We start from the raw sequence: 24006 nt of genomic DNA on the forward strand, positions 1-24006 counted from the left end.
GCATGCAGTACCGACCCGGACTCCTGGCCGGACTCCTCGCCAAGACTGGACTTGATCCACTACCCCCGTAACACCCGCAGCGAGAACTCTCTAGCCGACGCGGTCTCGCCGAAGCCGTGGCGGCAGCGGAGTAGGCGGTCGAAGCCCGCTGACGAGAAGGTCAGGCTTCGGCGTTGTCGCCGCGGCGCCGGAGCGAATCGGCTGAGCGGGGCGGCTGGGCGCGCTGGTGGTCGCCGACCCGCGTCATGATCTCGGCCAGCTGGGGCAGATCGTCGCCGGTCAGTGCGTCGAACAGGAGGCGGCGGGCCAGCTGCACGTGCCCCGGCAGGACGTCGAGCAGCACCGCGTGGCCGGCGTCGGTCAGCGCGACGGCGGTGGCGCGGGCGTCGGCGGGGTCGGGGCAGCGGGTGATCAGGCCGAGCTTCTCCAGCAGCGAGGCCTGGTACGTCATTCCGCTGCGGCTGTAGACGACGCCGTCGGCCAGCTGGGTCATCCTCTGCGTCCCACCCGCGTCGCGCAGCCGGACCAGGAGTTGGAACTGCACGAAGCTGATGTCGGCCGTGGCGCGCAGCTGCTGTTCGAGGCGGAAGTGCAGCAGGTTGACGGAGTCCATGAGCGCGATCAGGGTCTTCAGCTCGACCGGATCCAGCGGCCCGTCGTCGTCGTGCCGGTCGCCGCGCCGGGCCTCGGTTCCGGGGTCCGGGCGGCTCTGGCTCATCCGGCCAGCATAGCGCTTCGAACTCAAACCATTGCTATGGCGTGAGTCTCGCCGGAGAGCACTTTGCTTCGCGCCCGAAGTAAGTTAGGGTCTTGATTGCTTCGAGCACGAAGTATTTTTGGAGGAGGACCCATGCCGTTCCACGTCCAGTCCACCGCCGCGGCTCTGCGCGACGGCTTCCCCGTGTTCGCGCACCACGAGTCGGTGTCGGCGCTGTGGTCACAGAAGTGGCGTCAGCCGTGCGCCGCCGGGATCTACCCGTTCGGCGACGGACGGCTGCAGGACTTCGAACCGATCTTCGCCGAGCTGCGCGCGGTCTCCGGCGACGACCCGGGCATCCTGTACCGGCCGGACGACTACGCCGCGCCGTTCCTCCCGGTCGGCGACCGTCTCACCCTCGCCGCGCAGGAAGCTGCGAAGCAGGGCTCGAACGAGCAGGCGCGGGAACTGTTCCTGCGAGCGGCAGCCGTCTACCGGATAGCGCGGGTCCCCGTCGTCCGCTCACCGCTTGGCCGGCAGGCGTGGGAGAAGGGCAAAGCCGCCTACGAGCGGGGCACCGAACTGCTGGACCCGCCGAACATCCCCGTCGCGATCCCGTTCCGGCACGCCGACATCGCCGCCGGCGACCGCGCCGGCGACATCCCGGCCTACCTGCGTGTGCCCGGCGGGCCGCGGCCGGCCGCCGGGTGGCCCGTCCTGCTGTACATCTGCGGCCTCGACGGCTACCGGACCGACCAGACCGCGGCCATCCAGGCGCACGTCGACCGCGGCCTTGCCACGCTCACCTTCGAGATCCCCGGCACGGGCGACTGCCCGGCGGCGCCGAACGACCCGACGTCGGACGGCCGGCTGATCAGCAGCATCCTCGACTGGATCGTCGCCAGCGCCCCCGAGTTCGGGTTCGACCCCGGCACGATCCTCGCCCGGGGCGTCAGCACCGGCGGGTACCATGCGGTGCGCATCGCGCACACCCACGCCGACCGGCTGTTCGCGGTAGTGGCGCACGGCGGCGGATACCACCACATGTTCGACGCCGAGTGGATCAGCGCACAGAACCAGATGGAGTTCCCGTTCGCTCTGGCCGACGCGCTCGCGCACAAGTTCGGCTACCGGGATCCGGACCCTGCGAAGGCCGTCGCCGCCTACGCCGCCGAAGCCCACCGGTTCAGCCTCGCCGACGCCGACGTGCTGGCCTCGCCGGCGTGCCCACTGCTGGTGATCAACGGAGTGGAGGACTCGATCTTCCCGATCGAGGACAGCATCCTGGCGGGAACCCGGGGCGACGGCACGGACCTGATCGTGCTGGGCGGCCGCGCGCACATGGGCGAACCCGCCGCCGAGCCGGCCATCCACGCCTGGATCGAGAAGGCGCTGGCGGCACGGGCCTGAAGCCCGGAGTCGGCAGGGTTAGGTTCCCAACAAACTTCCACGACTCGATCGCCGCCTCGTCCCGCTCGACAGCGCGACGCGCCGAAGTTTGCCAGGACCAGCCGTTACGGCGCGTCAGGCCCCGCACCCCGCGGATCGTGGAGGACTTGTGAACTGCGCCGAGACTTAACTTCGGCAGCGACGCCGGTCCCTTGGAGTACAAGCCCCGCTCGCCGTTTGACACCCGCAGCGCCTTGGCCGCGGCCTTGTTGTCGTCACCGGTCTGGAAAAAGTCGATCGCGGACAACCGGACCTGCTCACATCCACGACGTACCGCAGGGATCAAGCCTGTCAGTACACGTTCAAGGTCAGTAGCCTAGCCGGGACCCTGGACGCAGGTATTTCTGCACGGCGGCTGGCACGATCCTGCGAGCGCGCCCAGGAAGAAAGCCAAAGCCAGCACGAATGCGGCAACAAAGATCATGGCCAGGCCGGGCGACCCTTTGAACAGCCAGCTGACCGGTCTGAAGAAGAACGCCACGCGCTTGCGCCGCTTCTCCTGCCGGCGCCACTTGCGCAATAGCTCCTCGGTGCCATCGCGGTCCCACTTGGCCATGCCGGGCCTCCAGGATCAGGCGGCCCACCGGACGATCGCCACCCCGCCCAGGTTGATACCCGCCCCGCACCGATGCAGAACCCTGCCACCGGTGCCACCCTTGCTACCGGGGACGTCTGGTTTCTTCTTCGTTCCACAGCAAGATCCAGTGGCCCTCGCCGTACTCCTCGACGACCATTGCTTGGGCCTCGCGTTTCGGAGTTTCTGGCTCGGTGTTAATAACGTCCCCCAAAGCTCACACAGGCGATGACGAGAAGAGCGCCATGGCCTGCAAGCACGACGCGCCACCGGATCCGGCGCAGTCGTCATGATCAATGCCGGACGCAGACGCTCGGACGCCGTCTGGTCCGCACCGCGGGTGCCGTCGGACTGACCGGCAAGCGTCGTTTGAGGCAGAAGCGACGGGGCAGGCGGAGGCCTCGTTGCCCTCGGTGGTCGCGTACTGAGGCCGCCGTCATCGGCGAAGAGAAGGAGTGTGACCTGTGAGCACCGTTGAAGCGTCTGTGGAAGTCGCCGTCCCGATCGACACCGCCTACAACCAGTGGACCCAGTTCGAGTCCTTCCCGCATTTCATGAACGGGGTGGAACAGGTCCGCCAGTTGGACGACCTGCACAATCATTGGGTGGTCAAGGTCGGCGGTGTCACGCGCGGGTTCGAGACCGAGATCACCGAGCAGCGGCCCGACGAGCGCATCAGCTGGAAGACCGTGGCCGGCGAGGTCCAGCAGGCCGGCAACGTCAGCTTCGAGCGCATGGACGACACCCATACCCGCGTCACCATCCAGTTGGGGTGGGAGCCGACGGGACTGGCCGAGAAGGCCGGCAGCGCCGTCGGACTGGACACGCACCAGGTGAAGGCCGACGCCCAAAGGTTCAAGGACTTCATCGAGGACCGCAACACCGAAACCGGTGCCTGGCGCGGCGAGGTCGGCCCGCAGACACAGCACAGCTCGACCGGACGCGACCCCATGTGATCCGTCTCCGGTAGCAGCACATGGAGAAACCTTCGGGCTCGGTCGCCCCCGCTGCGGGGGTGACCGAGCCCGAAGCGTGTCTGCTGCTGTGGCTCGGGGCGTCATGCGTCATGCGTCATGCGTCATGCCCTGGCGGAGGCCAGTGCTGGCGGCTCAGCAGGTGGAGTGTGGTGAAACCTCCGCGCCTTGTTCGGAAGCACACCGTGTTCGACCGTTTCCTCCGTCTTATCCGGGGCATCAGCGAGTGCATGATCAAGATCGGCTACACGATGATGACCGAACAAGCCGGTCCTCGACAGCTGGTCGAGGACCTCGTCGGCGCCGAAAGGGCGGGCTTCGACTTCTCCGTCGCGTCCGACCACTATTTCCCCTGGCTGGACGAGCAGGGGCACGCGCCTTACGTGTGGAGTGTGCTGGGCGCCGCGGCGCAGGCCACCTCGCGGATCCCGCTGATGACGTATGTGACGTGTCCGACCTTCCGGTACCACCCGGTGGTGGTGGCGCAGAAGGCGGCGACGGTGCAGTTGTTGTCGCAGGGGCGTTTCCGCCTGGGACTCGGTTCGGGGGAATACCTGAACGAGCACGTGGTGGGGCGCGGCTGGCCGGCGGCGAGCGTACGCCAGGAGATGCTGACCGAGGCGGTCCAGATCATCCGGCGGTTGTTCGACGGCGGCTACGTGACGCACCACGGCGAGCATTTCCAGGTCGAGGCCGCGAAACTGTGGGACCGTCCTGACACCCCGCCGCCGATCGGCCTGGCCGTGTCCGGGCGCAACTCCTGCGAGCTGGCCGGCCGGCTGGCGGATGTGATGATCGCGGTGGAGCCGAAGTCCGACCTGGTGTCGATGTTCGAGGCCGAGGGCGGCCGGGGCAAGCCGAAGGTCGGCCAGCTCCCCGTGTGCTACGACACCGACCGGGACCGGGCCGTGGCCCGTGCGCACGAGCAGTTCCGCTGGTTCGGCGGCGGCTGGAAGGTGAACGCCGAGCTGCCCGGGACCGCGGGGTTCGACGCGGCCAGCCAGTTCGTCCGCCCCGAGGACGTCGCCGAGTCGATCCCGTGCGGGGACGCGGTGGAGGACTTCGTCGAGGCGGTGCGGCCGTACGCCGACGCCGGTTTCACGGAGGTGGCGCTGGTGCAGGTCGGAGGCGACGCCCAGCAGCCCTTCCTGGCCTGGGCCGAGAAGACACTGATCCCGGCATTGCGCGAGCTGTGAGGCGACTGTGACATCTGCTTCGAAGACGGCCACGGCCGCACTCCTCGACCTCGACGGAACCCTCGTCGACACCAACTACCAGCACGCGATCGCCTGGTACCGGGCGTTCCACGACCACGGGATCGTGCTGCCGATCTGGCACCTGCACCGGCACATCGGAATGGGCGGTGACCAGTTCGTCGCGGCCGTGGCGGGAGAGGACGCCGAGCGTGACGTGGGCGATGAGGTACGCGAGGACCACAGCCGCCACTTCCACGAGCTCATCGGCGAGGTCGAGCTGATGCCCGACGCGCGGCGTCTCGTGCGGGTGCTGCACGACCGGGGTACCCCGGTCGTGCTGGCCAGCTCGGCCGGCAAGGAAGACCTGGAGCACTTCCGCTCGATGCTGGATGTGGACGACCTGCTGGCCGGGGCGACGTCGAGTGCCGACGTCGAGGCCGCCAAGCCGGAGCCGGACATCATCTGCGCGGCGCTGGAGAAGGTTCCGGATGCCGGGAGGTCGGTGATGATCGGCGACTCGACCTGGGACTGCGAGGCCGCCCGCCGGGCAGGTATCGCCTCGGTCGCGCTGCTGACCGGCGGTTTCTCGAAGCAGGAGCTGCGTGAGGCCGGGGCCGCCGCGGTGTTCGCCTCGATCAGTGAGCTGCTCGACGGGCTCGACCGGACGCCGTTGGCCTAGCCGGCGCTCCTGCTCACTCAGGTGGGTTATCTATAAGCCACGTCCCGCCAAAACAGGCGCCTCCAGCGCCCGAAGACCGGATACAGGATGCAGAAAGAATCAGCGTGCCACCGCGCGATCACGATTCGCGCTTCAGTGAGTTGATGATCGCGGCGTGACAGCAGGTGACCGGCGTGACGCGTGGATACTGCTGACCCCGCAAGAACGAGACCTCGGCAGCTTGCCTCCGATCCGCACATGACGCCGTTTGCCGGGTATGAGGCGGTCATGCTTCAAGATCGGCACGACACGCCCCTCGAGGTCGAACCGTACTCGGTGACCGCGGAGTTCTACGACATCCTGCAGGCCGAGTCCGATCGCCGCTTGGCCGAACGCCGGTTCGCCGCGGCGGCGCGCAGCGCGCGGGTCGGCGTCGTGGACGTCGGCGCCGGCACCGGGATCGGCACCGAGGTGCTCCTCGCACGGTCGGCGGCCCCGGTCCACGCCGTCGAGCCGTCGGCACCCATGCGGGTGGCGCTTCTGACGCGCCTGGCCGGCCTTGGCGCCGACGTCCGCGCCCGCGTGACCGTGCATTCGGTCCCGTTCCAGGAAGCCGGCCTGGTCCAGGCGGCGGATCTCGTGGTGTGTTCGAACATCGCGGGCGTCGTCCCGCCCCCGGTACGACGAGCGCTGTGGCGCGCCGCGGCGGCGGCGTTGGTCCCGGGAGGACTCCTCCTGCTCGAACCGCCTCCGCCGACGGTTCCGGATGGCCCGACCATCGAGGACTTGCCACCAGTACGAGTCGGGCCTGACATCTACAGCGCACAAGTCTGTATGCGTCCGGAGCGTGGATTGACGTCAGTCACTTACTCCTATCGAGTGAAGCGCGACGACAAGGTCGTCCGCAGGGCATCCGAGGAGTTCACGATGTGGCCGGCGTCGGCCATGGTGGTCCAAGCCGAACTGCGTGAGGCCGGATTCTGTGTGAGCGCGACGACGGACGACCTCGTCCACGCAATGCTCGATGCGACACCGCTCAGCCAATGACCGGGCACGCCTGCACCAGGACCTCATCTCCTCATTGCCCCACGCCGACTGGCGCAGGGGCGTCCACGGCCCGGTCGTCCGTCACCTGTTGAGAAAGAGGTCAAGCCATGGTCAGTACCCAGCGATACCCGCGGTGGTGCCAAGTCGTGCTCGACACCCCCGACGTGCGCGGCCTCGCAGAGTTCTACCGAGAGCTCCTGGGCTTCACCTACCGCCCCGGCGACGAGCCGCCGGCACCCGGCGAGCCCGATCCGCGCGGACAGGACTGGCTCGTCCTGAACGATCCGCGCGGTGCGGCGGCCATCGCGTTTCAGCAGGTCGACGAGCTGCCGGCGACGACGTGGCCGGAGGAGGGCGTGGCGCAGCAGTACCACCTGGACCTGGACGTCCCGGCGTTGGAAGACCTCGAAGCACAGCACGAACGCGTACTGGCACTCGGGGCCACCCTGCGCTACGACAGGTCGGACGACCAGGAGGAGCCGCTCCGGGTCTACGCGGACCCTAGCGGCCACTTGTTCTGCATTTTCGTCAGCGGCGACGCCGCAGAATCCGCGGAGACAGGAACCACAGCGTGAAAACGCCTGCTCCTGTTCCTAGGCGGCGAGACGGCGAGGCGGCGAGACGGTCCCGCAACTGCCCAAGGACCCGCACAACCGCAGCCAGCCCTCCACCGCCTACACAATCAGCCTCCCTCTCCCACCTCCGTCTTCGGGAGCCCTCCCGACCCAGCCTCCGACGCATCAAGCTGATCGCGCAGCACCGCCGCGGCCCGCTGCGCGGTTCCCGCGCAGCACGTGTTCACCACGACATGCACCTCCTCGGCGGCCTCACCGAGTCGGCGGCTGCGCTCGGCCCAGGCGGCCAGTTCGGAGGCCGAGTATTCGTAGCGGTAGCGCTCCTCCTTGCCGCCTCGCGACCAGGCGGCGCTGTGGCCGTGCAGCCGGATGACGGCTCGGTTCGCGGTGACGGCGAGCAGCGGAGGTACCGCGGCGGGATGCGACTGGGACATGTCAGAACACACATACGCGGCGCCGTGGTCGCGCAGCAGCTTCCATGTCTGTTCGCGCTGCTCCGGTTCCAGCCAGGAGGCGTGCCGGAACTCCACAGCCGCCGGCAGGGATCCGCACTGCCGCAGCGCGGCCCGGACCGACGCCAAGCCGGCGGGGTCCGCTCGACAGTTCGGGGGGAACTGCAGGAGCACCAGTCCGAGGACTCCGGCTTCTCGCAATGGCCTGAACGTCTGGTGGAATCGACGCCAGAGTTCCGCGACGAGCTCGGCCGGGGCCGACGACGCGGTCAGCCATGGACCCCGTATGCGGGTCCTGAGATCGGCGGGCAGGGTCGCGACGCGGGTACGGTGGCCGGTGAGCAGCGAGTAGGCCTTGACGTCCATGGTGAAACCGTCCGCCACCGCGTCGATCCATCCGGTCACCGTCGCCGCGCTCGGCAGTGCGTAGTACGGCGCGTCGGCCTCGACGAGGTGGAACTGGCTGCCGTAATAGCGCAGCCGGCCCGCCGCGGTCCTCGTCCCCGGTGGGTACCAGCCGCTTCGTATCAGACTCGCGTCGGCCCATCCGGCGGTGCCTGTCAGGATGCGCATACTCCATAACCTCCCGGTCGCGATGGCCTCGCGCTATGTCCAGCAGGTCCGGTGTCAAACGCGCGCCGTGACCATTGGTGGTGCCGTAGCCTCGTTGTTCAGGACGTCCGATCGGAGACGGACGAGGTTGGCAGAGCTCTGCCAGCGATCCCCTATCCGGTCTCGACCCGTACTACTACCCGTCCGACGAGAGCGCCTCCTACGCCTGAGAACCCCCTGCCACCGGGTGAGCGCCACCCGAGCTCTCGCGGACGATGAGCTCGTACGGCGCCCACAACTCCACGGGCCCGCTGTCCGACCGCTTGCCGAGCCGGGCGATCATCCGATCCACTGCCAGCCACGCGATGGTCGCCTTGTTCGGCGAGATGGTCGTCAGCGACGGCGTGTTGTACCGCCCCGCCTCGATGTCGTCGAAGCCGACGACGGCGATGTCCTCCGGCACCCGCACGCCGTGCGTGAGCAGCGTGCGGATCGCGCCGAGGGCGAGGAGGTCGTTGTAGCAGAACACCGCGTCCGGCGGGCCCTTCGGGTGCTGGAGCAGGCCGGCCATCGCCTCGGCGCCGTTGAAGCGGTGGAAGCGCCGGGTGGTGACGATCAGCGACTCGTCCACCTTGCGTTTGCGCGCCTGGTGCGCCTCTCGGTAGCCGCGGGTGCGGAGCTGGGCGGTCTCGCCGGTCTCCCAGGGCTGGTCGCCGACGGCCGCGATGCGGGTGCGGCCGAGGTCCAGCAGGTGCTCGGTCGCCGCGCGCGCCGCTTCGACGTTGTCGATGGCGACGTGGTCGTAGGCGCTCTCGGCGATGCGCTCGCCGAGCAGGACCAGGGGGCGGGAGCTGGTCGGGTCGCGTTGGGCCAGGTCGGCCTGGGACAGGGCGAGCGGGCTGAGGATCACGCCGTCGAACATGGCCGCGAGCGAGTCGCCCATGATGAGCTCGCGCTCGCGGTCCGGTTCGCCGTCGGTCTGGTCGATGACGACGGTGTACCCGTGCTGGCGGGCCTTGGTGACCACGGCGCGCGCCAGCTCGGAGAAGTACGGCACGTCCAGTTCCGGGACCACCAGGGCCAGCATCCCGGTGCGGCCGCTCTTGAGGTTGCGGGCCGTCAGGTTCGGCCGGTAACCGAGTTCGGCCACCGCCGCCTCGACCCGGGCCCGCTTCTCGTCCGACACCGGGGCGTACCCGTTCACCACGTTGGACACGGTGCGGATCGACACGCCGGCGCGCTCGGCGACGTCGCGCAGACGAGGGGTGGTCATCGCGGTTTCCTCCCGTGAAGCGTGATGTGGCGGTTCCAGTTCAACGATGCATCGATGCAGAGCCGGCCGGCTCGGGACGCGGCTTACCCCGTGACGTCCACGACGGTGCTCCCGATGATCCGTCCCGCCGCGACGACCAGCAGGTGCAGCCGCGCGGCGGCGCGGTCCGCGGGCATGGTCTCGGTGATGCGCAGGGGCTCGCTGAGCCGGAAGGGATGCACTTTGACAGTATTCTGCAACCAGGGCCCTCCTCCGCGCGCGATCTCGGAAACGGCGTCGGCGTCGTAGTCCCCCAGCGCCGCGCTCCACGCCGGCAGCACCGCCGCCTCGACCGCCGAACCGCCGTGATGCGAGATCCGCACGTCGAACGCCACCTCGCCGCCGGGTCGGACGCCGACCACGTCCCGGCCCGGCGCGACCGGGCTGAGCTCGGGGACGACGACGGTATCGGCGTTGGTCGCGTCCGGCCGGTTCGCCCCGGTGTCCTTGTCCTCGCGGTGGAAGGTGTGGATGCCGGCCATCTCGTGTTCGATGTCGTAGAGCTCGGTCCACACGTAGCCGGACAGCATGTCGCGACGCCGCAGCTCAAGGGTCTGCCAGCGCAGGTTCCACCCGCGCTCCACGCTGGTCTTGCCGCCACCGAACTCGCTGTTCAGGTTCGGCAGCTCCGGCGTCGGACCGGACTTCGCCGCCATCAGCACCTTGTCGACGACCCGGCCGGGCCCGAGCCCGACCGGGAAGCTCTCCGCGCCCTCGTCGAGCAGGGCGCGCATCTTGGCGGCCCAGCCGGCCGGCGTCTCGTCGTAGATGTGCCAGTCGACCAGGTCGGTGGCCACGTGCGACCAGCCGGAGTTGTCGACGGCCGGGCGGCTCGGGTCCAGCTCTTTGAGCTGCTCGTACGCACGCCGGACCGCCTCCTGCTTCGCCGGGTCCGCCACGACGTCCCAGTCCAGCCCCCACTCCTCGTTGTACAGCCCCCAGATCACGATGCTCGGGTGGTTGCCGTCGCGGCGCACCATCGGCTCGATCTGCGCCTCGAAGCGGGCGACGGAGTCCGGGGTGAAGATGCCGGTGCTGGCGGGCTCGGCCCACACCAGCATGCCCAGCCGGTCCGCGTGGTGCAGGAAGCGGGGGTCCTCCAGCTTGAGATGCTTGCGGACCAGGTTGAACCCGTCCGTGCGGGCCAGTTCGAGGTCGGTGACGAAGGCTTCGTCGTCCGGCGCGGTGATGCCGGTACGCGGCCAGTAGCCCTGGTCCAGCACGCCGCGCACGTACAGGCGCTCGCCGTTGAGCAGGATCTGGTCCCCGCGCACCTCGACGCGGCGCAGCCCGGTACTGGACGCCACCCGGTCGGTGCCGTCCGCCGACTCCAGCCGCACTTCGACCTCGTACAGGTGTGGATCGTCGGGGCTCCACCGGCGCGGTGCGTCGATCGGCAGCGTCACCTGGAGCGGCGCGGTCGGGTCGGTCACCTCGACGGTGACGGACGACGCGCCGACGATCCCGGAGATCCCGGAGATCCCGACCTCGACCCGAGCGCCCACGCTGTGCGGTCCGGCGACCGAAACCGTGGCCGTGATCGCGTCGAGCGTGTCGGCCGGGGCCAGGGCGACTCCCGACACGTGGGTCGCCGGGCGGGCCTCCAGCCACACCGGCTGCCAGATGCCGCTGCTCGGGGTGAAGGCGCAGTCGTCGTAGTCGTCGCGCGGGATGCTGCGCTGCTTGCCGTGGACGATCTCCCGCTTGTCCGCCGGCGCCCACACCCGGACCATCACCATCGCGTCCGACCCGCCGTCGAGCGCGTCGGTGATGTCGAACTCGAAGGGGGTGTATCCGCCCTCGTGCTCCCCCACCGACACGCCGTTCACCCACACCGTGGCGAGGTGGTGCACCGCGCCGAAGTGCAGGACGACCCGCTGGCCGGCCCAGTCCCGCGGCACCGAGATCTCGCGCCGGTACCAGCCGTACTCCAGCCAGTGCGCACCCACGCCCGAGGCCTCGGTCTCCCAGGCGAACGGCACGACGATCTGCTCGGACCAGGGCCCGCGCTCACCATCCCGAGCGAAATCCCACGCGCCGTTCAGGCTGGTCCAGGCGTGCGAGCGGTCGAAATGCGGCCGAGGGTACTCGGGGCGGACGAGAGACACTTTCCCTCCAACGGGTTTTGCGACATACGAGTGATGACAAAGATCGGTGTGCCACAGCTCAGCCGGTGACGCTGCCCTGCAACGCCCCGCCCCGGAAGTACTTCTCCAGGATCAGAAACAGCGCGATGAGGGGCAGCACGGTGACCAGGCCGCCGGTGATGAGGACCGGGACCAGCTCGGCCTTCGTGCCGGTCTCCGCAGCCTGCGACAGCGAGGACAGGCCGACGGTCAGCGGGTAGAGGTCGCTGCGGCTGAACAGCATCAGCGGCAGGAAGTAGTTGTTCCACACGGCCACGACGGTCAGCAGCAGGACCGTGAGCAGTCCGGGCACCATCAGCGGCAGCGCAACCCGGCAGAAGACGCGCACCTCGCCCGCCCCGTCGATGCGTGCCGCGTCGAGCAGGTCCTGGGGCACCGTGGCGTCGATGAACGTGCGCATCAGATAGATGCCCACCGGGGAGACCATGCTCGGCAGGATCATGCCCCAGACCGAGTTGACCAGGCCGACCTTCGCGTAGACCAGGAACAGCGGCAGCGCGATCGACGTGATCGGCACCAGCAGCGTGGACATCACCAGGTAGAACAGCGCGTTGCCGCCGCGGAACCGGAACCGGGAGAACCCGTAGCCGGCCAGCGCCGACAACACGGTGGCCCCGACGGCGCCGACGACCGCGTACAGCAGCGTGTTCTCCAGCCAGCGCAGATAGACTCCAGCGCCGCTGATGTTCTTGCCCAGACCGGCGAGGTTCTGGAACAGCCGGAACGGGCGGGCGAACCAGAAGCCGGAGCTCTGGTAGACGTTGGCCTGGGTCTTGGTGGAGTTGATCAGCAGCCAGACCAGGGGCGCCAGAATGAACACCGCGAAGCCCGCGCACACCAGGGTCAGCAGCGTCGTCGTTCCACGGCGCAGCCCGTAAAGGCGCACCGGCACGCTCTCTCGGGCCGCCGCCGCTCGCCGAGCGGCCTTCCGCGCCGCGCGGGACGCATCGGGGGAAGACGCGCTACCTGACGAGACAGCGCGTGCTGCCGTGTCAGTGCTCATCGGAACTCTCCATTCCTACGGCGCACCGCGAAGGCACCCAGCGAGATCGCGCCGATGATCATCGCCAACAGCACGGCCGCCGCGGCGCCGAGGTTGTACTCGCCGCTGCCCACCGCGGTGTTGTACACGTACAGCGAGGGGGTGAAGCCGTACGAGATCGCCTGGGGCTGGAAGGCCGCGAGGATCGACGGCTCGGTGAACAGTTGCAGGGCGCCGACCATGTTCAGGAACAGCAGCATCACGATCGTCGGCCGGACCATCGGCAGCTTGATCCGCAGGATGATCGTGGTCAGCGAGGCCCCGCCGACCACCGCGGCCTCGGTGATCTCCCGGGGGACGGCCTTGAGGGACGTGTAGAGGATCGTCATGTTGTAGCCGGTCCACTCCCAGAGCACGATCAGGACGATCGTCGGCAGGATCATCCCCGAGGAGAAGAAGTCGACGTGCCCGAACCCGAGCCAGCTCATCGCCTTGGAGTACGGACCGAAGACCGGCAGCAGCAGGAACGACCACATCACGGCCGCGACGACACCGGGGACGGCGAAGGGCACGAAGAACACGGTGCGGAAGAAGCGGCTGAACCGGACCACGCCGGCCTCGAAGATCGCCGCGAAGAAGAACGCGACGGCGATCGTCAGCGGTACCTGGACCGCGGCGAACACCAGGACCCGCCGCACACCGTCCCAGAACTCCGGTGAGCTCAGCACCGTGCGGTAGTTCGCCAGGCCCGAGTAGCGCGTACCGCCGATGAGCCGGCTGGTGTACAGGCTCGTGTAGATGGCGTAGATCGTCGGGACGACCATGAACAGGGCCAGCACCACCATGTGCGGGGCGATGAAGACCGCGCCGGGCCACTGGCGGCCCCGCCCCTTGCCGCCGGTGCGGCCGGTGCGGCCGGTGCGGCGCGTGGGGCGCAGCCGCCCGGTCCGGACGGATCCGGCCGGCACGGCGTGCCCGGCGTCGTCGGCGGCGACCTGGTCGTCGGCGCCGACAGCGCGGGCGGGAGCAGGCCGCGCCTCGCGAATGGTCTGCCGACCCATGGGCTCGTCCTTTCCTTCCGTCGGAGGTCGTGAGGTGTGTGGGAGGTTTCGCCGGGCCTCGCGGGTCGCGCCGGCGCGGTGCGGGCCGCGCCGGCGAGCGGTGTCCGGTCAGCTCCCGGTGACCTTGAAGCCCTGGTCCTTGGCGTACTTCACCATCTGCTGCTGGAAGGTCTGGAACGCCCGCGGCAGCGTCTCAGTGCCCTTCGTCACCCCGGCGAACGTGGAGGTCCACTGGGTCGCCGCCGCCGTCATGATCGGCGGCCACTGCGCCGCGGTCATGTTCTGCGCGGCCGTGGCGAAGACCGCGTTCGGCTTCGAGCTGCCCGAGATCGGCAGGGTGGCGTCCTGCAGCGCGGGCGAGTTCAGCAGCGGCAGGTAACCCGGGAAGGCACCGGCGACCGGACCGCTGAGGATCTTCCAGGCGTCGGCCGAGCCGCCGAACCACTGCACGAACTCGGCAGCGGCCTTGGCGTGCTTGCTGCCCGCGATCACGGCGAGGGAGGAGCCGCCCCAGTTGCCGGACATGCTCTGACCGGCCTGGAGCTGCGGCAGCGGCGCGGCGCGCCAGTCGCCGACGGTCTGCTTGATGCTCAGCTGCATGCCCACCGGCCCCCACGCCGGGCTCAGCCGGGCGGCGTTGGCGCCGCTGTCCAGGTTGGACCACTGCGCCGGGGAGAAGTCGGCGGCCGTGGTCACCTCGTGCTTGTCGATCAGGCCCTGCCAGTAGTTCGCGAACGCCGTCTGCGCCGGGCCGGTGAAGTTGACGCCCAGGGAGTCCCCGCCGCTGTAGGTGAACGGGAACGCGTTGTACTGCTGCATCAGCGCGAGCACGGGCTGGATGTCGGCCGGGTCGAAGTTCGTGATCGCCGCCTTCGGGTCGGCGGCGTGCAGCTTGTCCGCCGCGTCGGCGAACTGCGCCCAGGTCGTCGGCACCGGCACGCCGGCGCCGGTGAGCTGCTTCTCGTTGTAGTACAGCGCGAGCGGGCCGAGGTCGACCGGCATCGCGTAGACCGCCGAGCCCTGCGACACCTGCGACCAGGCCACCGGTGCGATGTCCTGCTGCGAGGAGCCGACGCCGTACTGCGACAGGTCGACCAGGCTGTGCGTGATCTCGAACGACGGCAGCTCGAAGTACTCGATCGTGGCCACGTCCGGGGCTCCGGTGTGCGCCTTGAGCGCGTCGTTCAGCTTCACGTACTCGGCGGTCGTGGCGCCGGCGTTCTGCAGTTGGACGCAGACGTCCGGGTGCGTCTTGTTGAACTCGGCGACCGCCAGGTCGTAGCCGGTGGTCCAGCTCCAGAACGTCAGCGGGGTGGCGCCGGCGGCGCATCCGGCACCCGACGCGGCGGAGCCCGACGTACCGCCGGACGCGCCGCCGGACGCACCGCCGACGGAGCCGCCCCGGGCCGCGGCGGGCGACGTGGAGCCGCCGCACGCCGCCAGTGGGACCACCGCGAGCACCGCGGCCGCCAGACCGATCGCACGACGACCGACGATGCCGGCGCCGCCTCGGGACTTGCCCATCGCAACCACGCTCTCTCTCACTCGATAGATGGAGGTTTTCCGGCACCTCTGCAACGTTGCAGAGAGGCTATCCCCGTCCTTGCCGACGTTGCAAGGGAATGACGATCACATTTCGGCGGCGAGTCCGCGCGGTGGCGCTCGCCGGCCCGAGGACCGGCAAGCGCCACCGGCTTGTTTCTCCGATTCCAGCTCAGACGGCTCAGACGGCTCAGACGGCCGGGGTCCACTGCTGGGTGGACAGGCCGTTGCAGTCGTAGATCTGGAGCTGCGTGCCGTCGGCCGTGTTGCCCTGCGGATCGTCGAGGCAGCGGCCGGACTGCGGATTGCGCAGCGAGCCGTTCGCCTGCGGAGCCCACTGCTGGCCGCCGCTGCCGTCGCAGTCCCGGAGCTCGACCTTGGTGAAGTTCGCGGTTCCGTTCCCGACGATGTTCATGCACTTGCCGTAGGCCTGCAGCGTGCCGTTCGGCATCACCGACCACTGCTGGCCGGGCACCCCGTTGCAATCCCACAGCTGGATCGCGTTGCCGTTGGTCGGGGTGTTGGTGTTGTCGTCGACGCACTTGCCCGTCGTGCCCGGCCCTGTGATGGCCGCGGTCGGCGCGCCCGGCATCGTCCACTGCTGCGTGGACAGGCCGTTGCAGTCGTAGATCTGGAGCTGGGTCCCGTTGGCGGTGTTGGCCTGCGGGTCGTCCAGACAACGGCCGGACTGCGGGTTGAGCAGCGAGCCGTTGGCCTGCTCGCGCCACTGCTGACCGAGTGCGGGACCGCAGTCCCAGAGCTCGACCTTGCTGAAGTTGGCCGTTCCGTCGCCGACGATGTCCAGGCACTTGCCGAACGCGCGCACGGTGCCGTCGGGCTCCACGGACCACTGCTGCCCCGGGATGCCGGTGCTGTTGCAGTCGTACAGCTGGGCCGCGTTGCCGCTGGTCGAGGTGTTGGTGTTCACGTCGAGGCACTTGCCGGCGGTGCCGGGACCGGTGATCCTGCCGGTCGGGCCGGGCGCGACGTCGGTTCCGAACTGGACCTCGCACTTCCCGTTGCTGATGTGCGTCCCGGCCAGGTACAGGATCGTCGAGCCCGAGACGGACGGCAGGATCGGCGAGCTGTAGCCGGCGCAGCCGGTCTCGCCGGAGTCGTAGCCGCCGGTCGGATTGGTGCTGACCGGGGCCGTGGTCTCGGTCCAGGAACCGGAGCCGAGGTTGGTGTTGGCCAGCAGGACGATCCCGGACTCGTCCTGGTTCGTGATCGAGCCGTCCGCGCCGGAGACCAGGCGCTGACCGGACACCAGGAGGGTGCCGTTCGGACCGCCGATCGGGGACCAGGCGAGTTCCGGGGTGTGCAGGAAGTGCCGGCCGTCGGCGGTCTGGACCAGGGATCCGAGGCCTGAGACCGGCGACCAGTTCACCCCGTCCGGGGAGGTCTTGAAGTAGACCGAGCACGCCGTGTCCGGGTCGAAGCCGGCCTTGCAGTCCTCGAAGGTCATGCCGTAGGTGCCGTTGGGCAGCTTCACCACGGTCGTCATGCCCGGGCGCTGGACGCCGTCCTGCACGGCCACGTCGTAGACCTCGCTCCCCCAGGTGGCCCCGCCGTCCGTGCTCACCACGTGCGCCAGGACCTGGTTGTAGCTGTTGGTCGAGGGCCGCTCGTCGGAGAAGTAGCAGACCAGGCTCCCGTCCCCGGCCACCGCGAAGTCCGGCTCCCAGATGCCGTGGCCCTCGGTGTTCGCCATCCCCGATTCAGACGTGCAGGAACTGCGGTAGGTCCAGGTGGCGCCGTGGTCGGTGCTGACGAAGACCTCGATCGCCTGCTGGGTGAAGTCGTTGTGGTTCCACGCGGTGCCCGCGGCCAGCAGCGTGCCGGCCGGCAGCGAGCCCTCGGCGCGGGGCAGCTCGTACAGGGTCGGTCCGTCCAGGTCCCAGCCGTGCACGGTGTCCGTCACCGTCCCGATCGGCGAGGACGACCAGGTCTGCCCGTTGTCGGTGGACCGGTAGATCGGGAAGTTCGCCTTCGTCGAGCCGACGCCCGAATGGGAGAAGGTGGCCAGCACGGTGCCGTTCGCCGAGCCGCTGTTCGCCAGCCGGATGACGCGCGGGTAACTGGCGTCCTCGCTCGGATTGGCCGAGGTGTTCGGCGCGTACAGCACGCCGGTGGTCGCCGCCGCGGACGCCGGGGCGGTCACCAACGCCGCCTGCGCCCCGATCAGACCCAGGACGACCAGCAACGCGGCCGCCGCCGCGGTCAGGCGGCGGCCGAGCAGTCTTGTTCTGCGAACCATGCGGACTCCTTCATGACACCGGAGATGCAACGATGCAAAGAGGCGATCGGGGTTAATGCAACGTTGCAGAATGGGTAGGCGTGACAGTAGCGGCGTGCGAGGCGAACCACAATGGGTCGCCTCACGGGAACAGGACGGCGCAGCACGCGCGGACGGCGCCGAAACCAGGCCTGCCAGCGTTGGCCGGCTACCCAGCCAGCATGGTTGACCTGCGGTTTCGGCGCCGTCAGGAGGAGATGTTCTCCGGGTCGTGCCGTCGGTCTACGGCAGCGACAGCCCGGGCGGTCCGGCCGGACTCGGCGCGGGCTCCGGGAGCGGATCGGGGCTCGGAACCGGGCCGGGCGTCGGCGGGGTGGGCTCCGGGAAGGGCTGCGGCGGACCGGGCGTCGGGCGTGGCGTCGGCGGCACGGGCGCCGGAGGCGGAACCGGCTCGGGCCCGGGGCCCGGAGGACTCGGCACGGGAGGCACGGGATCAGGCATCGGATCGGGGCGGTCGGGGCGCGCCGGGGGTGCCGGGGGTGCCGGCGCCGGCGGGACGGTGTCAGCGGCTGGGCTGTCGGTGAAGTGGGCCGAACCGGGATTCCCGATGCGGGTCGGTGCGGTGATGGACATGATCGTTCCTCCTCGCAAGCTCGTCCCGTCCGGCTGCCCGGGATCATGGAGGTGAAACGGCGCGCAATCCGACGATCAGTACCGGGAGGAACGTCATGCTGACTCTCACCGACCGGGCCGCCGAGGCACCACACAACGGCCCGGTTCTGCGGCGCCCGCCTGCGATAGCAACTCGCATCCTCAGATATCCGCTGATCACAGGCGCCCCGTGCTACCCGGCGAACTGCCGCACCAGCTTTTCAGTGTCCTCGTGGGAGAGTGCGCGGCCGGGCCGGAGGACACTCCCGGCCCGGCTGTTCTAGTTGTCGGTCAGTTCTGGCGGCGTCGGATCCGCCAGAAGCAGGTGCCTGTCAGAGCTGTGGTGAGGGCGAGGAAGATCCCGGTTTCCGTCCACTGGAGTGGCCAGTAGTGGCTTCCGGGCTGGTAGGTGACGCTCTGGTGCAGGTCGTGGTCGGCGAGGCAGGCGCCGATCTGGGAGACGTCGAAGTTGGCCTTGGTCGCGCCCGGAGCCGGGTGCGGACTCGAGCCTGGGCCCGGGAAGCAGCTGCTGTAACTGTCCATGAAGACCACCTGGCCGGCGGAGTTCTCCACCGGTGGGGCCGACAGCACCCACGCACCCGGCGATGCGCCCACGCCCTCGAAGTGGAAGTTCCCGGCCGTGCCGGTGATACCGGTGGCCTGGCTGGTGGTGGTCTGGTTGATAGGGAAGGTGGTCGTGGTGGAGGGCAGCAGGTTCGGCCGGATGGCGGCGGGCACGAGGATCTGGATACCGACGAACACCGCGAGCGTCACCGCCATGGCCGGGATGGTACGGCGCAGCACGAGTCCGGCCGTGACGCCCAGGGCGAAGGCGAACGCGGCGTAGGCGAGCGGGACGATGTCGCGCGAGGAGAAGGTCATCGCCGCGAACCGGTTGCCGGTGATGTGGTCCAACGGTCCGGCCCACCACGTCACCAGGTAGCTGAGCACCCCGGCGACGGCGATCGAGGCGGCGCCGACGCCGGTGACTTTGAATGCAAGCCAGCGAGTGCGCGTCATGCTCTGGTTCCAGGCGAGTTGGTCGGTGCCGGTCTCCAGTTCGCGGGCGATCAGCGGGGCGCCCCAGAAGATGCCGATCAGCGCCGGGGCGACGATCACCAAGAGCTCGGTGAGGTTGAACGCGGCGTCATAGTGGTACTGGAGCTGGCCCAGCACACTGTCGCAGCTGCTCTGCGGGGCACAGGAGGCCAGGTCGGCGGTGTAGGTGTGGCGCAGCTGGCCGCCAGCGATCACGAAGTAGACGGCGGCGGCGGCCAGGACGGCCACACCTGCCAGGGCTTGGGCGCGGAACTGGCGCCAGGTGAGCCAGATCATCGCACGCCTCCGGCCGTGGGGGCGGTGGTGGAGCGGCCGGGGCCGGCGGCACGTTCCATGTAAGTCAGTACCAGGTCTTCCAGGTCGAGGTGTTCCGCCACCCAGTCCCCGGGCGGAAGCTCGGTCTGGTGGCGCACGATGAACGTGGATTGCCGGTCGGTGTGCTCCGCGGAGATCACTTCGAGTCCGGGAGGCAAGTCAGTGTCCTCCCGTCGGGTGCACACGATCCGGTAGTGCTGGGCAAGCAGGTCCTCACTCTCGCCGGCGAGCTGGACCCGGGAGGCCACCAGCACGACCAGGTAGTCGCAGACGCGTTCCAGGTCGGATACCAGGTGGGAGGACAGGATGACGCTGGTGCCGTTCTCCGCCACCGACTCCATCAGGTGACGCAGGAACCCGCGGCGGGCCAACGGGTCGAGACTGGCGACCGGCTCGTCGAGGATGAGCAGCTCCGGCCGCTTGGCGACGGCGATGGTCAGGGCAAGCTGGGCGCGCTGCCCGCCGGACAGCCTGCCCGCCTTCTGCTTCGGGTCCAGATCGAGCTGCTCGATGCGGGCTTGCGCGAGTTTCGCATCCCAGCGGGGGTTGAGCTTGACGCCGAGTTTCAGGTGGTCGGCGACGGACAGGTTCGCGTACGTGGGGGTGTCTTGGGCGACGTAGCCGACCCGCGCCAGCTGCGCGGGGCCGGCGGCGGGCTGCTCCCCGAGCACCTCGATCCGTCCCGTTGTCGGCGCGAGCGTCCCACAGGCGATCTTCAGCAGGGTCGACTTGCCCGCGCCGTTGGGCCCGACCAGTCCGACGACGTGCCCCGGCGGGATCTCCAGGGTGCATTCAGCCAGTGCCTGGCGCCGGCCGTATCTCTTACCCAGCCCCTGGGCATGCAATATGGCGCTCATCTCTCCTCTTTCTCCCCTTCGGCGCTGTCACGGAAAGTGCTTTGGAACATCGCCTCGATGCCCGGTCCGGTCAGTCCTGCGGCGCGGGCTTTAGCCAGCCACGTGCGCAGCTCCTGCTGAAGCGGGCCGTGCTCGGCGAGCGAGGCCTGGCCCAGGGACCGGGTAATGAAGGTGCCCACCCCCGGTTTCGGCGCGGCCAAGCCCTGATGCTCCAGTTCGCGGTAGGCCTTGCTCACGGTGTTCGGGTTGATCGCCACCTTGGCAACCACCTCCTTGACTGTGGGCAGCTTGTCGCCCTCCGAGAGCAGGCCGAGCAGCAGCGCCTGGCGCACCTGCCCGACGATCTGCAGGTAGGGGGCAATGCCGGAGCGCGCGTCGAGATGGAACTCGATCACCCTTACTCCCATTCAACTAGTGTCCTAGGGGAATGGGACCACTCCAGGTGGAACGGTGTCAACCACCCTGGTAAGGCGGGCCCGGCGGAGTCGACTGCCCGGCGTTCGCGGTTCAGTGAACTGCGCGATCCCGTCGGGCCAGCTCCGCGGCAAAGCCGGGTCGGGTCTTGTCCGCGGGCCAGGCCAAGCCAGTCGCGCGGTCAAGGCTGCTCTCCAGCAGCCGCGTAATCGCAGCGGACGGAGTCGCTACGTCCGTCATCACACCGTCATCTGCCTGTCCTACGGCTGGCTCTGCACAAGAGCGGAGGCGGTTCATCTTCTGCTGTACAACGCGAACTGCTCGGCATGTTTGCTCAGCACGCGCAGAGAAGGTTCAGAGAAGGAGTCCTCAGCCGCGCTTAGGAACGTCCACCTCCGGGCGCAAGCAGAGGTCGGCACTGGCGGTTGAACGCTGGGCCAGAAGGTACCCTCGGCACGATTCGAACCTGCAGCTATCGGATCAGACCCGGATTTCTTTCAGGAGAACGCCACCTCCCGGAGTCTGTCCAGATCGTTGATGCGTAAGCGTCGGTAGCCGGTGGCAATAACCCCGGCTGCCCGCAGATCGCGCAGCGCCTTGTGCACGGTGGGTTCGGCCGCCCCTATCAAGGTCGCCAACTCGGGTTGGGTCAACGGCCAGGCGACGAACGCCCCGTCGCCCTCTCGGGTGCCGTAGGTCACTGCCAGGTCGTACAGAACGCGGGCGACGCGGGTGCGGGCGTCGCTGCCGGCGAAGTCGATGCGGCGGCTGTTGGCACTGCGAAGCTTGCCGACGACTGAGCGCTGCACGGATTCGGCAACGCGGGGGTTCTCGCGAAGGCACGCTATGAAGTCGTCGCGGGTCACCAGCCGACCGACGACGACCCCGCAGCTGGTGACCGTGGCGGAGCGGGGCCGGCCGTCCAGCACGCCGAGTTCACCGACCAGGTCGCCGCCGATCCGGACGGCGAGCAGCGCGTCCCGGGTGTCCTGGGCACGACCGGTGGCTTTGACCACACCGTCCAGGAGGACGAGAACGAACGTTGACTGGTCGGTCTCGCGCAGGATGATCCGGTCGGAGGTGTACTGGACCATCTTGCCCAGTGTCAGCAGGAGGTCCCGGGAGTCCGGATCGAGCCCGCCAAGCAAGGTGTTCGCCGGCCACACCCAGGTCCCCGAAGGCGTGCCGTCCGCAGCGTGCGCCGTGCCGTCTGAGCCCATGGTTCTCCCTTCGGATCGCTGCCCATTGTGCGCCAGCGGCAAGGGTGAGGATGACGGTCCGAGCGAATCACGCCAGCGAATATCGCAGAACCCATACTTCGACGGTTTGTCGGGCCCAGAGCCGCGCGATTCTTGTCGGCGGGCGGAGGGGAAGGCTCGGCCCGGAACCGACAGGAGGGTTTGCATGGAGGACGGCTCCTCTGAGGACGGTACGAGCCTTGGCACCCGGCGGTTGTGCGTCGCCGTCGCCGGTGCGGAGCCGGGGCTGCTGGCCTCGGCTGTGCATTCGGCAGCGTTCGACCGTCTCTACGTGGCGGCCACCTCGGACGGCGAGGTGGCCGTCGCACCGCCGGGGATGGACGATTTCCACCTCATCAGGGACCTCATCGCAGTCGTGTACCTGAGTTCGCTGGGGACGAACAGGCGGTTCCCGTTCATCCTGCTGGCCCTCGACGTCGGGCTCGTGTGGATCGTCGGCGACGGGTTCGGCGGCGCAGGCTTGCGCCGCGTGCGGAGCCTCGTGTCACACCCCGCGGTAGCCGAGGCGGCCTCGAGATTCGTGCCCGGGCACCACCACGGCGACCCGGGGCTCATGGTGGTCGTGCCGCCGGGCTTGCACAGTGAACTCCTCGCCGAGGGGCTGGCGGGAGCCTGGCACCACATACCGGACGCAGATGCCTGGTTGTGGCCGGCCAACGAGGTGATGGCATTCCCGGAGCACGACGAGCCAAATCGCCGGGGTCACACCGGATAAGAGTGGAGGGCACAAGACGATGGGAATCCTGGCCCGAGAGCCACTGCTGTCGGGGTTGCCTCCGGCTGATCGCGCGGCGTTGCTTGCGGTGGGTACTCGCCGCCACTTCGACGCGGCTGATCGCCTGATCCAGCAGGGCGTCACCGACGACTTCGTGCTCGCGATCTCAGGCGGCTGGGCCGCCGTCCGGGCTGACGCCGCCAACGGCCGAGCCTTCCTACTCGCGCTCTGTGGCCCAGGCGACGTCGTCGGTGAGCTAAGCGTCTTGGACGGAGGTCCGCACAACGCGACGGTCATCGCACTGACCCCGCTGGAGGCGCATGTCGTGTCCAGCGCGTGCTTCCACAGGTTCCTCGCAAACCACTCCGCCGCCGGCGTCGCCCTGCTGAGGGGTATGGCGCTGCGCCTGCGAGCCATCGACGCACACAGCCGGGATCTGGCCACGCTCCCGGTGGCGCAGCGACTCGCCCGGCTGCTCGTCACCCTCGACCAGGACGGACCACGCCGCACGCCGGCCGTCCGGCTGCCCCAGCAGGAACTCGCCGCGGCAATCGGCGCCACAAGGGAATCCGTGGCCAAATGCCTGGCGGCCCTGCGGTCCCGCGGCGTACTGGTCACTGCGGGCCGACAAATCACCGTCGTCGACCGCGCGGCGCTGGCGGCGATCGCGGAACTGTGAATTCGGCTACTGCGACATTGTCACTCGGGCCGCAGGATGTGGTCACCGGCTGCCATCATCAGAGATCTGACATAGGGAGGCCTCATGCCGGCATCGACCGGTTCCGCCGCCGCGGCTCTGCCGTCGGCTCCGCGGTACCTCATAGAGCAAGCAGAGAACGCGATCGACCGGGCCGACCGGAAGGCTGCCGCGCTCGGTGCCGCCTCGATCGCCCTGGTAGCCCTCCTGGATCCCCGGCGAGCGGTACACCATGGCACGTTCCACGCTGCCGTCGGCACGTTCGTCGCCGCGGGCCGGCTCAGCTGGGTGGCCGCGGTGCTGGCACTGGCCGCTGCGGTCCGGCCCCGGCTGTGTTCTGCGGCGCCGGGAACCCATGCGGTCTCCTTCTACGACCTGCCAGAGGAGTACGACCCTGATCGACTGCGCTCCCTGGTGGACGCCGCTGCCGCGGACGGCGAGGACTGGCTACTGGCGCAGGGCCACGTCCTCGGGCGGATCGCCGTGGCGAAATTCCGGATGATCCAGATGGCGATGGCGCTGCTCGCACTCAGTGCTCTGATGAGCGCGCTCGGCTCGGCCCTGTCATAGAAAGACCCACAAGCA

22 protein-coding genes and 1 pseudogene are annotated in these 24006 nt (G+C 69.1%); 9 read left to right on the plus strand and 14 right to left on the minus strand.

Annotation, left to right across the window (positions count from 1 at the left end):
• Window positions 1–160: 160 nt before the first annotated feature.
• The gene (locus ABH920_RS14720) at window positions 161–718 is read right to left on the minus strand and encodes a MarR family winged helix-turn-helix transcriptional regulator (protein WP_370349521.1); all 558 of its coding nucleotides are present in this window, start codon (window positions 716–718) and stop codon (window positions 161–163) included.
• Between the two features lie 132 nt (window positions 719–850).
• Here ABH920_RS14720 and ABH920_RS14725 point away from each other — a divergent pair, with 132 nt between their 5' ends.
• Window positions 851–2107 (plus strand): alpha/beta hydrolase family protein, encoded by a 1257-nt coding sequence (locus tag ABH920_RS14725; protein ID WP_370349522.1) that lies wholly within the window; start codon window positions 851–853, stop codon window positions 2105–2107.
• 46 nt (window positions 2108–2153) lie between these two features.
• Here the strand turns inward: ABH920_RS14725 and ABH920_RS14730 are convergent.
• A pseudogene (locus ABH920_RS14730) lies at window positions 2154–2330 on the minus strand (winged helix-turn-helix domain-containing protein); the annotation flags it as partial.
• 132 nt (window positions 2331–2462) lie between these two features.
• Complete coding sequence (locus ABH920_RS14735) at window positions 2463–2702, minus strand: hypothetical protein (protein ID WP_370349523.1); 240 nt, start codon at window positions 2700–2702, stop codon at window positions 2463–2465.
• Window positions 2703–3184: 482 nt separating this feature from the next.
• Between ABH920_RS14735 and ABH920_RS14740 the strand changes: the two genes are divergently transcribed.
• The 5 genes from ABH920_RS14740 (at window position 3185) to ABH920_RS14760 (ending at window position 7170) form a co-directional block, all read left to right on the plus strand.
• The gene (locus ABH920_RS14740) at window positions 3185–3676 is read left to right on the plus strand and encodes an SRPBCC family protein (RefSeq protein WP_370349524.1); all 492 of its coding nucleotides are present in this window, start codon (window positions 3185–3187) and stop codon (window positions 3674–3676) included.
• A gap of 248 nt (window positions 3677–3924) precedes the next feature.
• Window positions 3925–4890, plus strand: a complete 966-nt coding sequence (locus tag ABH920_RS14745) for an LLM class F420-dependent oxidoreductase (protein WP_370349525.1) — start codon at window positions 3925–3927, stop codon at window positions 4888–4890.
• Between the two features lie 7 nt (window positions 4891–4897).
• Window positions 4898–5569 (plus strand): HAD family hydrolase, encoded by a 672-nt coding sequence (locus ABH920_RS14750; protein ID WP_370349526.1) that lies wholly within the window; start codon window positions 4898–4900, stop codon window positions 5567–5569.
• A gap of 267 nt (window positions 5570–5836) precedes the next feature.
• Window positions 5837–6595, plus strand: a complete 759-nt coding sequence (locus ABH920_RS14755; RefSeq protein WP_370349527.1) for a class I SAM-dependent methyltransferase — start codon at window positions 5837–5839, stop codon at window positions 6593–6595.
• A gap of 107 nt (window positions 6596–6702) precedes the next feature.
• The gene (locus ABH920_RS14760) at window positions 6703–7170 is read left to right on the plus strand and encodes a VOC family protein (RefSeq protein WP_370349528.1); all 468 of its coding nucleotides are present in this window, start codon (window positions 6703–6705) and stop codon (window positions 7168–7170) included.
• Window positions 7171–7277: 107 nt separating this feature from the next.
• Here the strand turns inward: ABH920_RS14760 and ABH920_RS14765 are convergent, their stop codons facing one another.
• The 11 genes from ABH920_RS14765 to ABH920_RS14815 all read right to left on the minus strand — a co-directional run bounded on the left by ABH920_RS14765 (window position 7278) and on the right by ABH920_RS14815 (window position 21970).
• Window positions 7278–8195, minus strand: coding sequence for a DUF72 domain-containing protein (locus tag ABH920_RS14765; protein WP_370349529.1), 918 nt, complete (start codon window positions 8193–8195; stop codon window positions 7278–7280).
• Between the two features lie 199 nt (window positions 8196–8394).
• Entirely contained in the window at window positions 8395–9447 is a 1053-nt protein-coding gene (locus ABH920_RS14770) for a LacI family DNA-binding transcriptional regulator (protein WP_370349530.1), read from the minus strand.
• A gap of 83 nt (window positions 9448–9530) precedes the next feature.
• Complete coding sequence (locus ABH920_RS14775) at window positions 9531–11594, minus strand: glycoside hydrolase family 2 protein (RefSeq protein ID WP_370349531.1); 2064 nt, start codon at window positions 11592–11594, stop codon at window positions 9531–9533.
• Window positions 11595–11652: 58 nt separating this feature from the next.
• Window positions 11653–12636 (minus strand): carbohydrate ABC transporter permease, encoded by a 984-nt coding sequence (locus ABH920_RS14780; RefSeq protein ID WP_370349532.1) that lies wholly within the window; start codon window positions 12634–12636, stop codon window positions 11653–11655.
• Window positions 12633–13676: a carbohydrate ABC transporter permease gene (locus ABH920_RS14785; RefSeq protein ID WP_370349533.1), complete on the minus strand. Its 1044-nt coding sequence runs from the start codon at window positions 13674–13676 to the stop codon at window positions 12633–12635. The genes ABH920_RS14780 and ABH920_RS14785 overlap by 4 nt, the downstream gene beginning before the upstream one ends.
• 108 nt (window positions 13677–13784) lie before the next feature.
• Window positions 13785–15200: an ABC transporter substrate-binding protein gene (locus tag ABH920_RS14790; RefSeq protein WP_370349534.1), complete on the minus strand. Its 1416-nt coding sequence runs from the start codon at window positions 15198–15200 to the stop codon at window positions 13785–13787.
• A gap of 208 nt (window positions 15201–15408) precedes the next feature.
• Complete coding sequence (locus tag ABH920_RS14795) at window positions 15409–17475, minus strand: ricin-type beta-trefoil lectin domain protein (RefSeq protein ID WP_370349535.1); 2067 nt, start codon at window positions 17473–17475, stop codon at window positions 15409–15411.
• 921 nt (window positions 17476–18396) lie between these two features.
• Complete coding sequence (locus ABH920_RS14800; protein ID WP_370349536.1) at window positions 18397–19440, minus strand: ABC transporter permease subunit; 1044 nt, start codon at window positions 19438–19440, stop codon at window positions 18397–18399.
• Window positions 19437–20336: an ABC transporter ATP-binding protein gene (locus ABH920_RS14805; RefSeq protein ID WP_370349537.1), complete on the minus strand. Its 900-nt coding sequence runs from the start codon at window positions 20334–20336 to the stop codon at window positions 19437–19439. Before ABH920_RS14805 ends, ABH920_RS14800 begins: the two co-directional genes overlap by 4 nt.
• Entirely contained in the window at window positions 20333–20731 is a 399-nt protein-coding gene (locus tag ABH920_RS14810) for a GntR family transcriptional regulator (protein ID WP_370349538.1), read from the minus strand. The genes ABH920_RS14805 and ABH920_RS14810 overlap by 4 nt, the downstream gene beginning before the upstream one ends.
• A gap of 516 nt (window positions 20732–21247) precedes the next feature.
• Window positions 21248–21970: a Crp/Fnr family transcriptional regulator gene (locus ABH920_RS14815; RefSeq protein WP_370349539.1), complete on the minus strand. Its 723-nt coding sequence runs from the start codon at window positions 21968–21970 to the stop codon at window positions 21248–21250.
• Window positions 21971–22154: 184 nt separating this feature from the next.
• Here ABH920_RS14815 and ABH920_RS14820 point away from each other — a divergent pair, with 184 nt between their 5' ends.
• The 3 genes from ABH920_RS14820 to ABH920_RS14830 all read left to right on the plus strand — a co-directional run bounded on the left by ABH920_RS14820 (window position 22155) and on the right by ABH920_RS14830 (window position 23991).
• Window positions 22155–22724 carry a hypothetical protein gene (locus ABH920_RS14820; RefSeq protein ID WP_370349540.1) on the plus strand — a complete coding sequence of 190 codons (570 nt, stop codon included), beginning with the start codon at window positions 22155–22157 and terminating at the stop codon, window positions 22722–22724.
• Between the two features lie 19 nt (window positions 22725–22743).
• Window positions 22744–23403, plus strand: a complete 660-nt coding sequence (locus tag ABH920_RS14825; protein ID WP_370349541.1) for a Crp/Fnr family transcriptional regulator — start codon at window positions 22744–22746, stop codon at window positions 23401–23403.
• Window positions 23404–23487: 84 nt separating this feature from the next.
• Window positions 23488–23991, plus strand: coding sequence for a Pycsar system effector family protein (locus ABH920_RS14830; RefSeq protein ID WP_370349542.1), 504 nt, complete (start codon window positions 23488–23490; stop codon window positions 23989–23991).
• Window positions 23992–24006 lie beyond the last annotated feature (15 nt).

The organism is Catenulispora sp. EB89, from assembly GCF_041261445.1.
Lineage (GTDB): Bacteria > Actinomycetota > Actinomycetes > Streptomycetales > Catenulisporaceae > Catenulispora.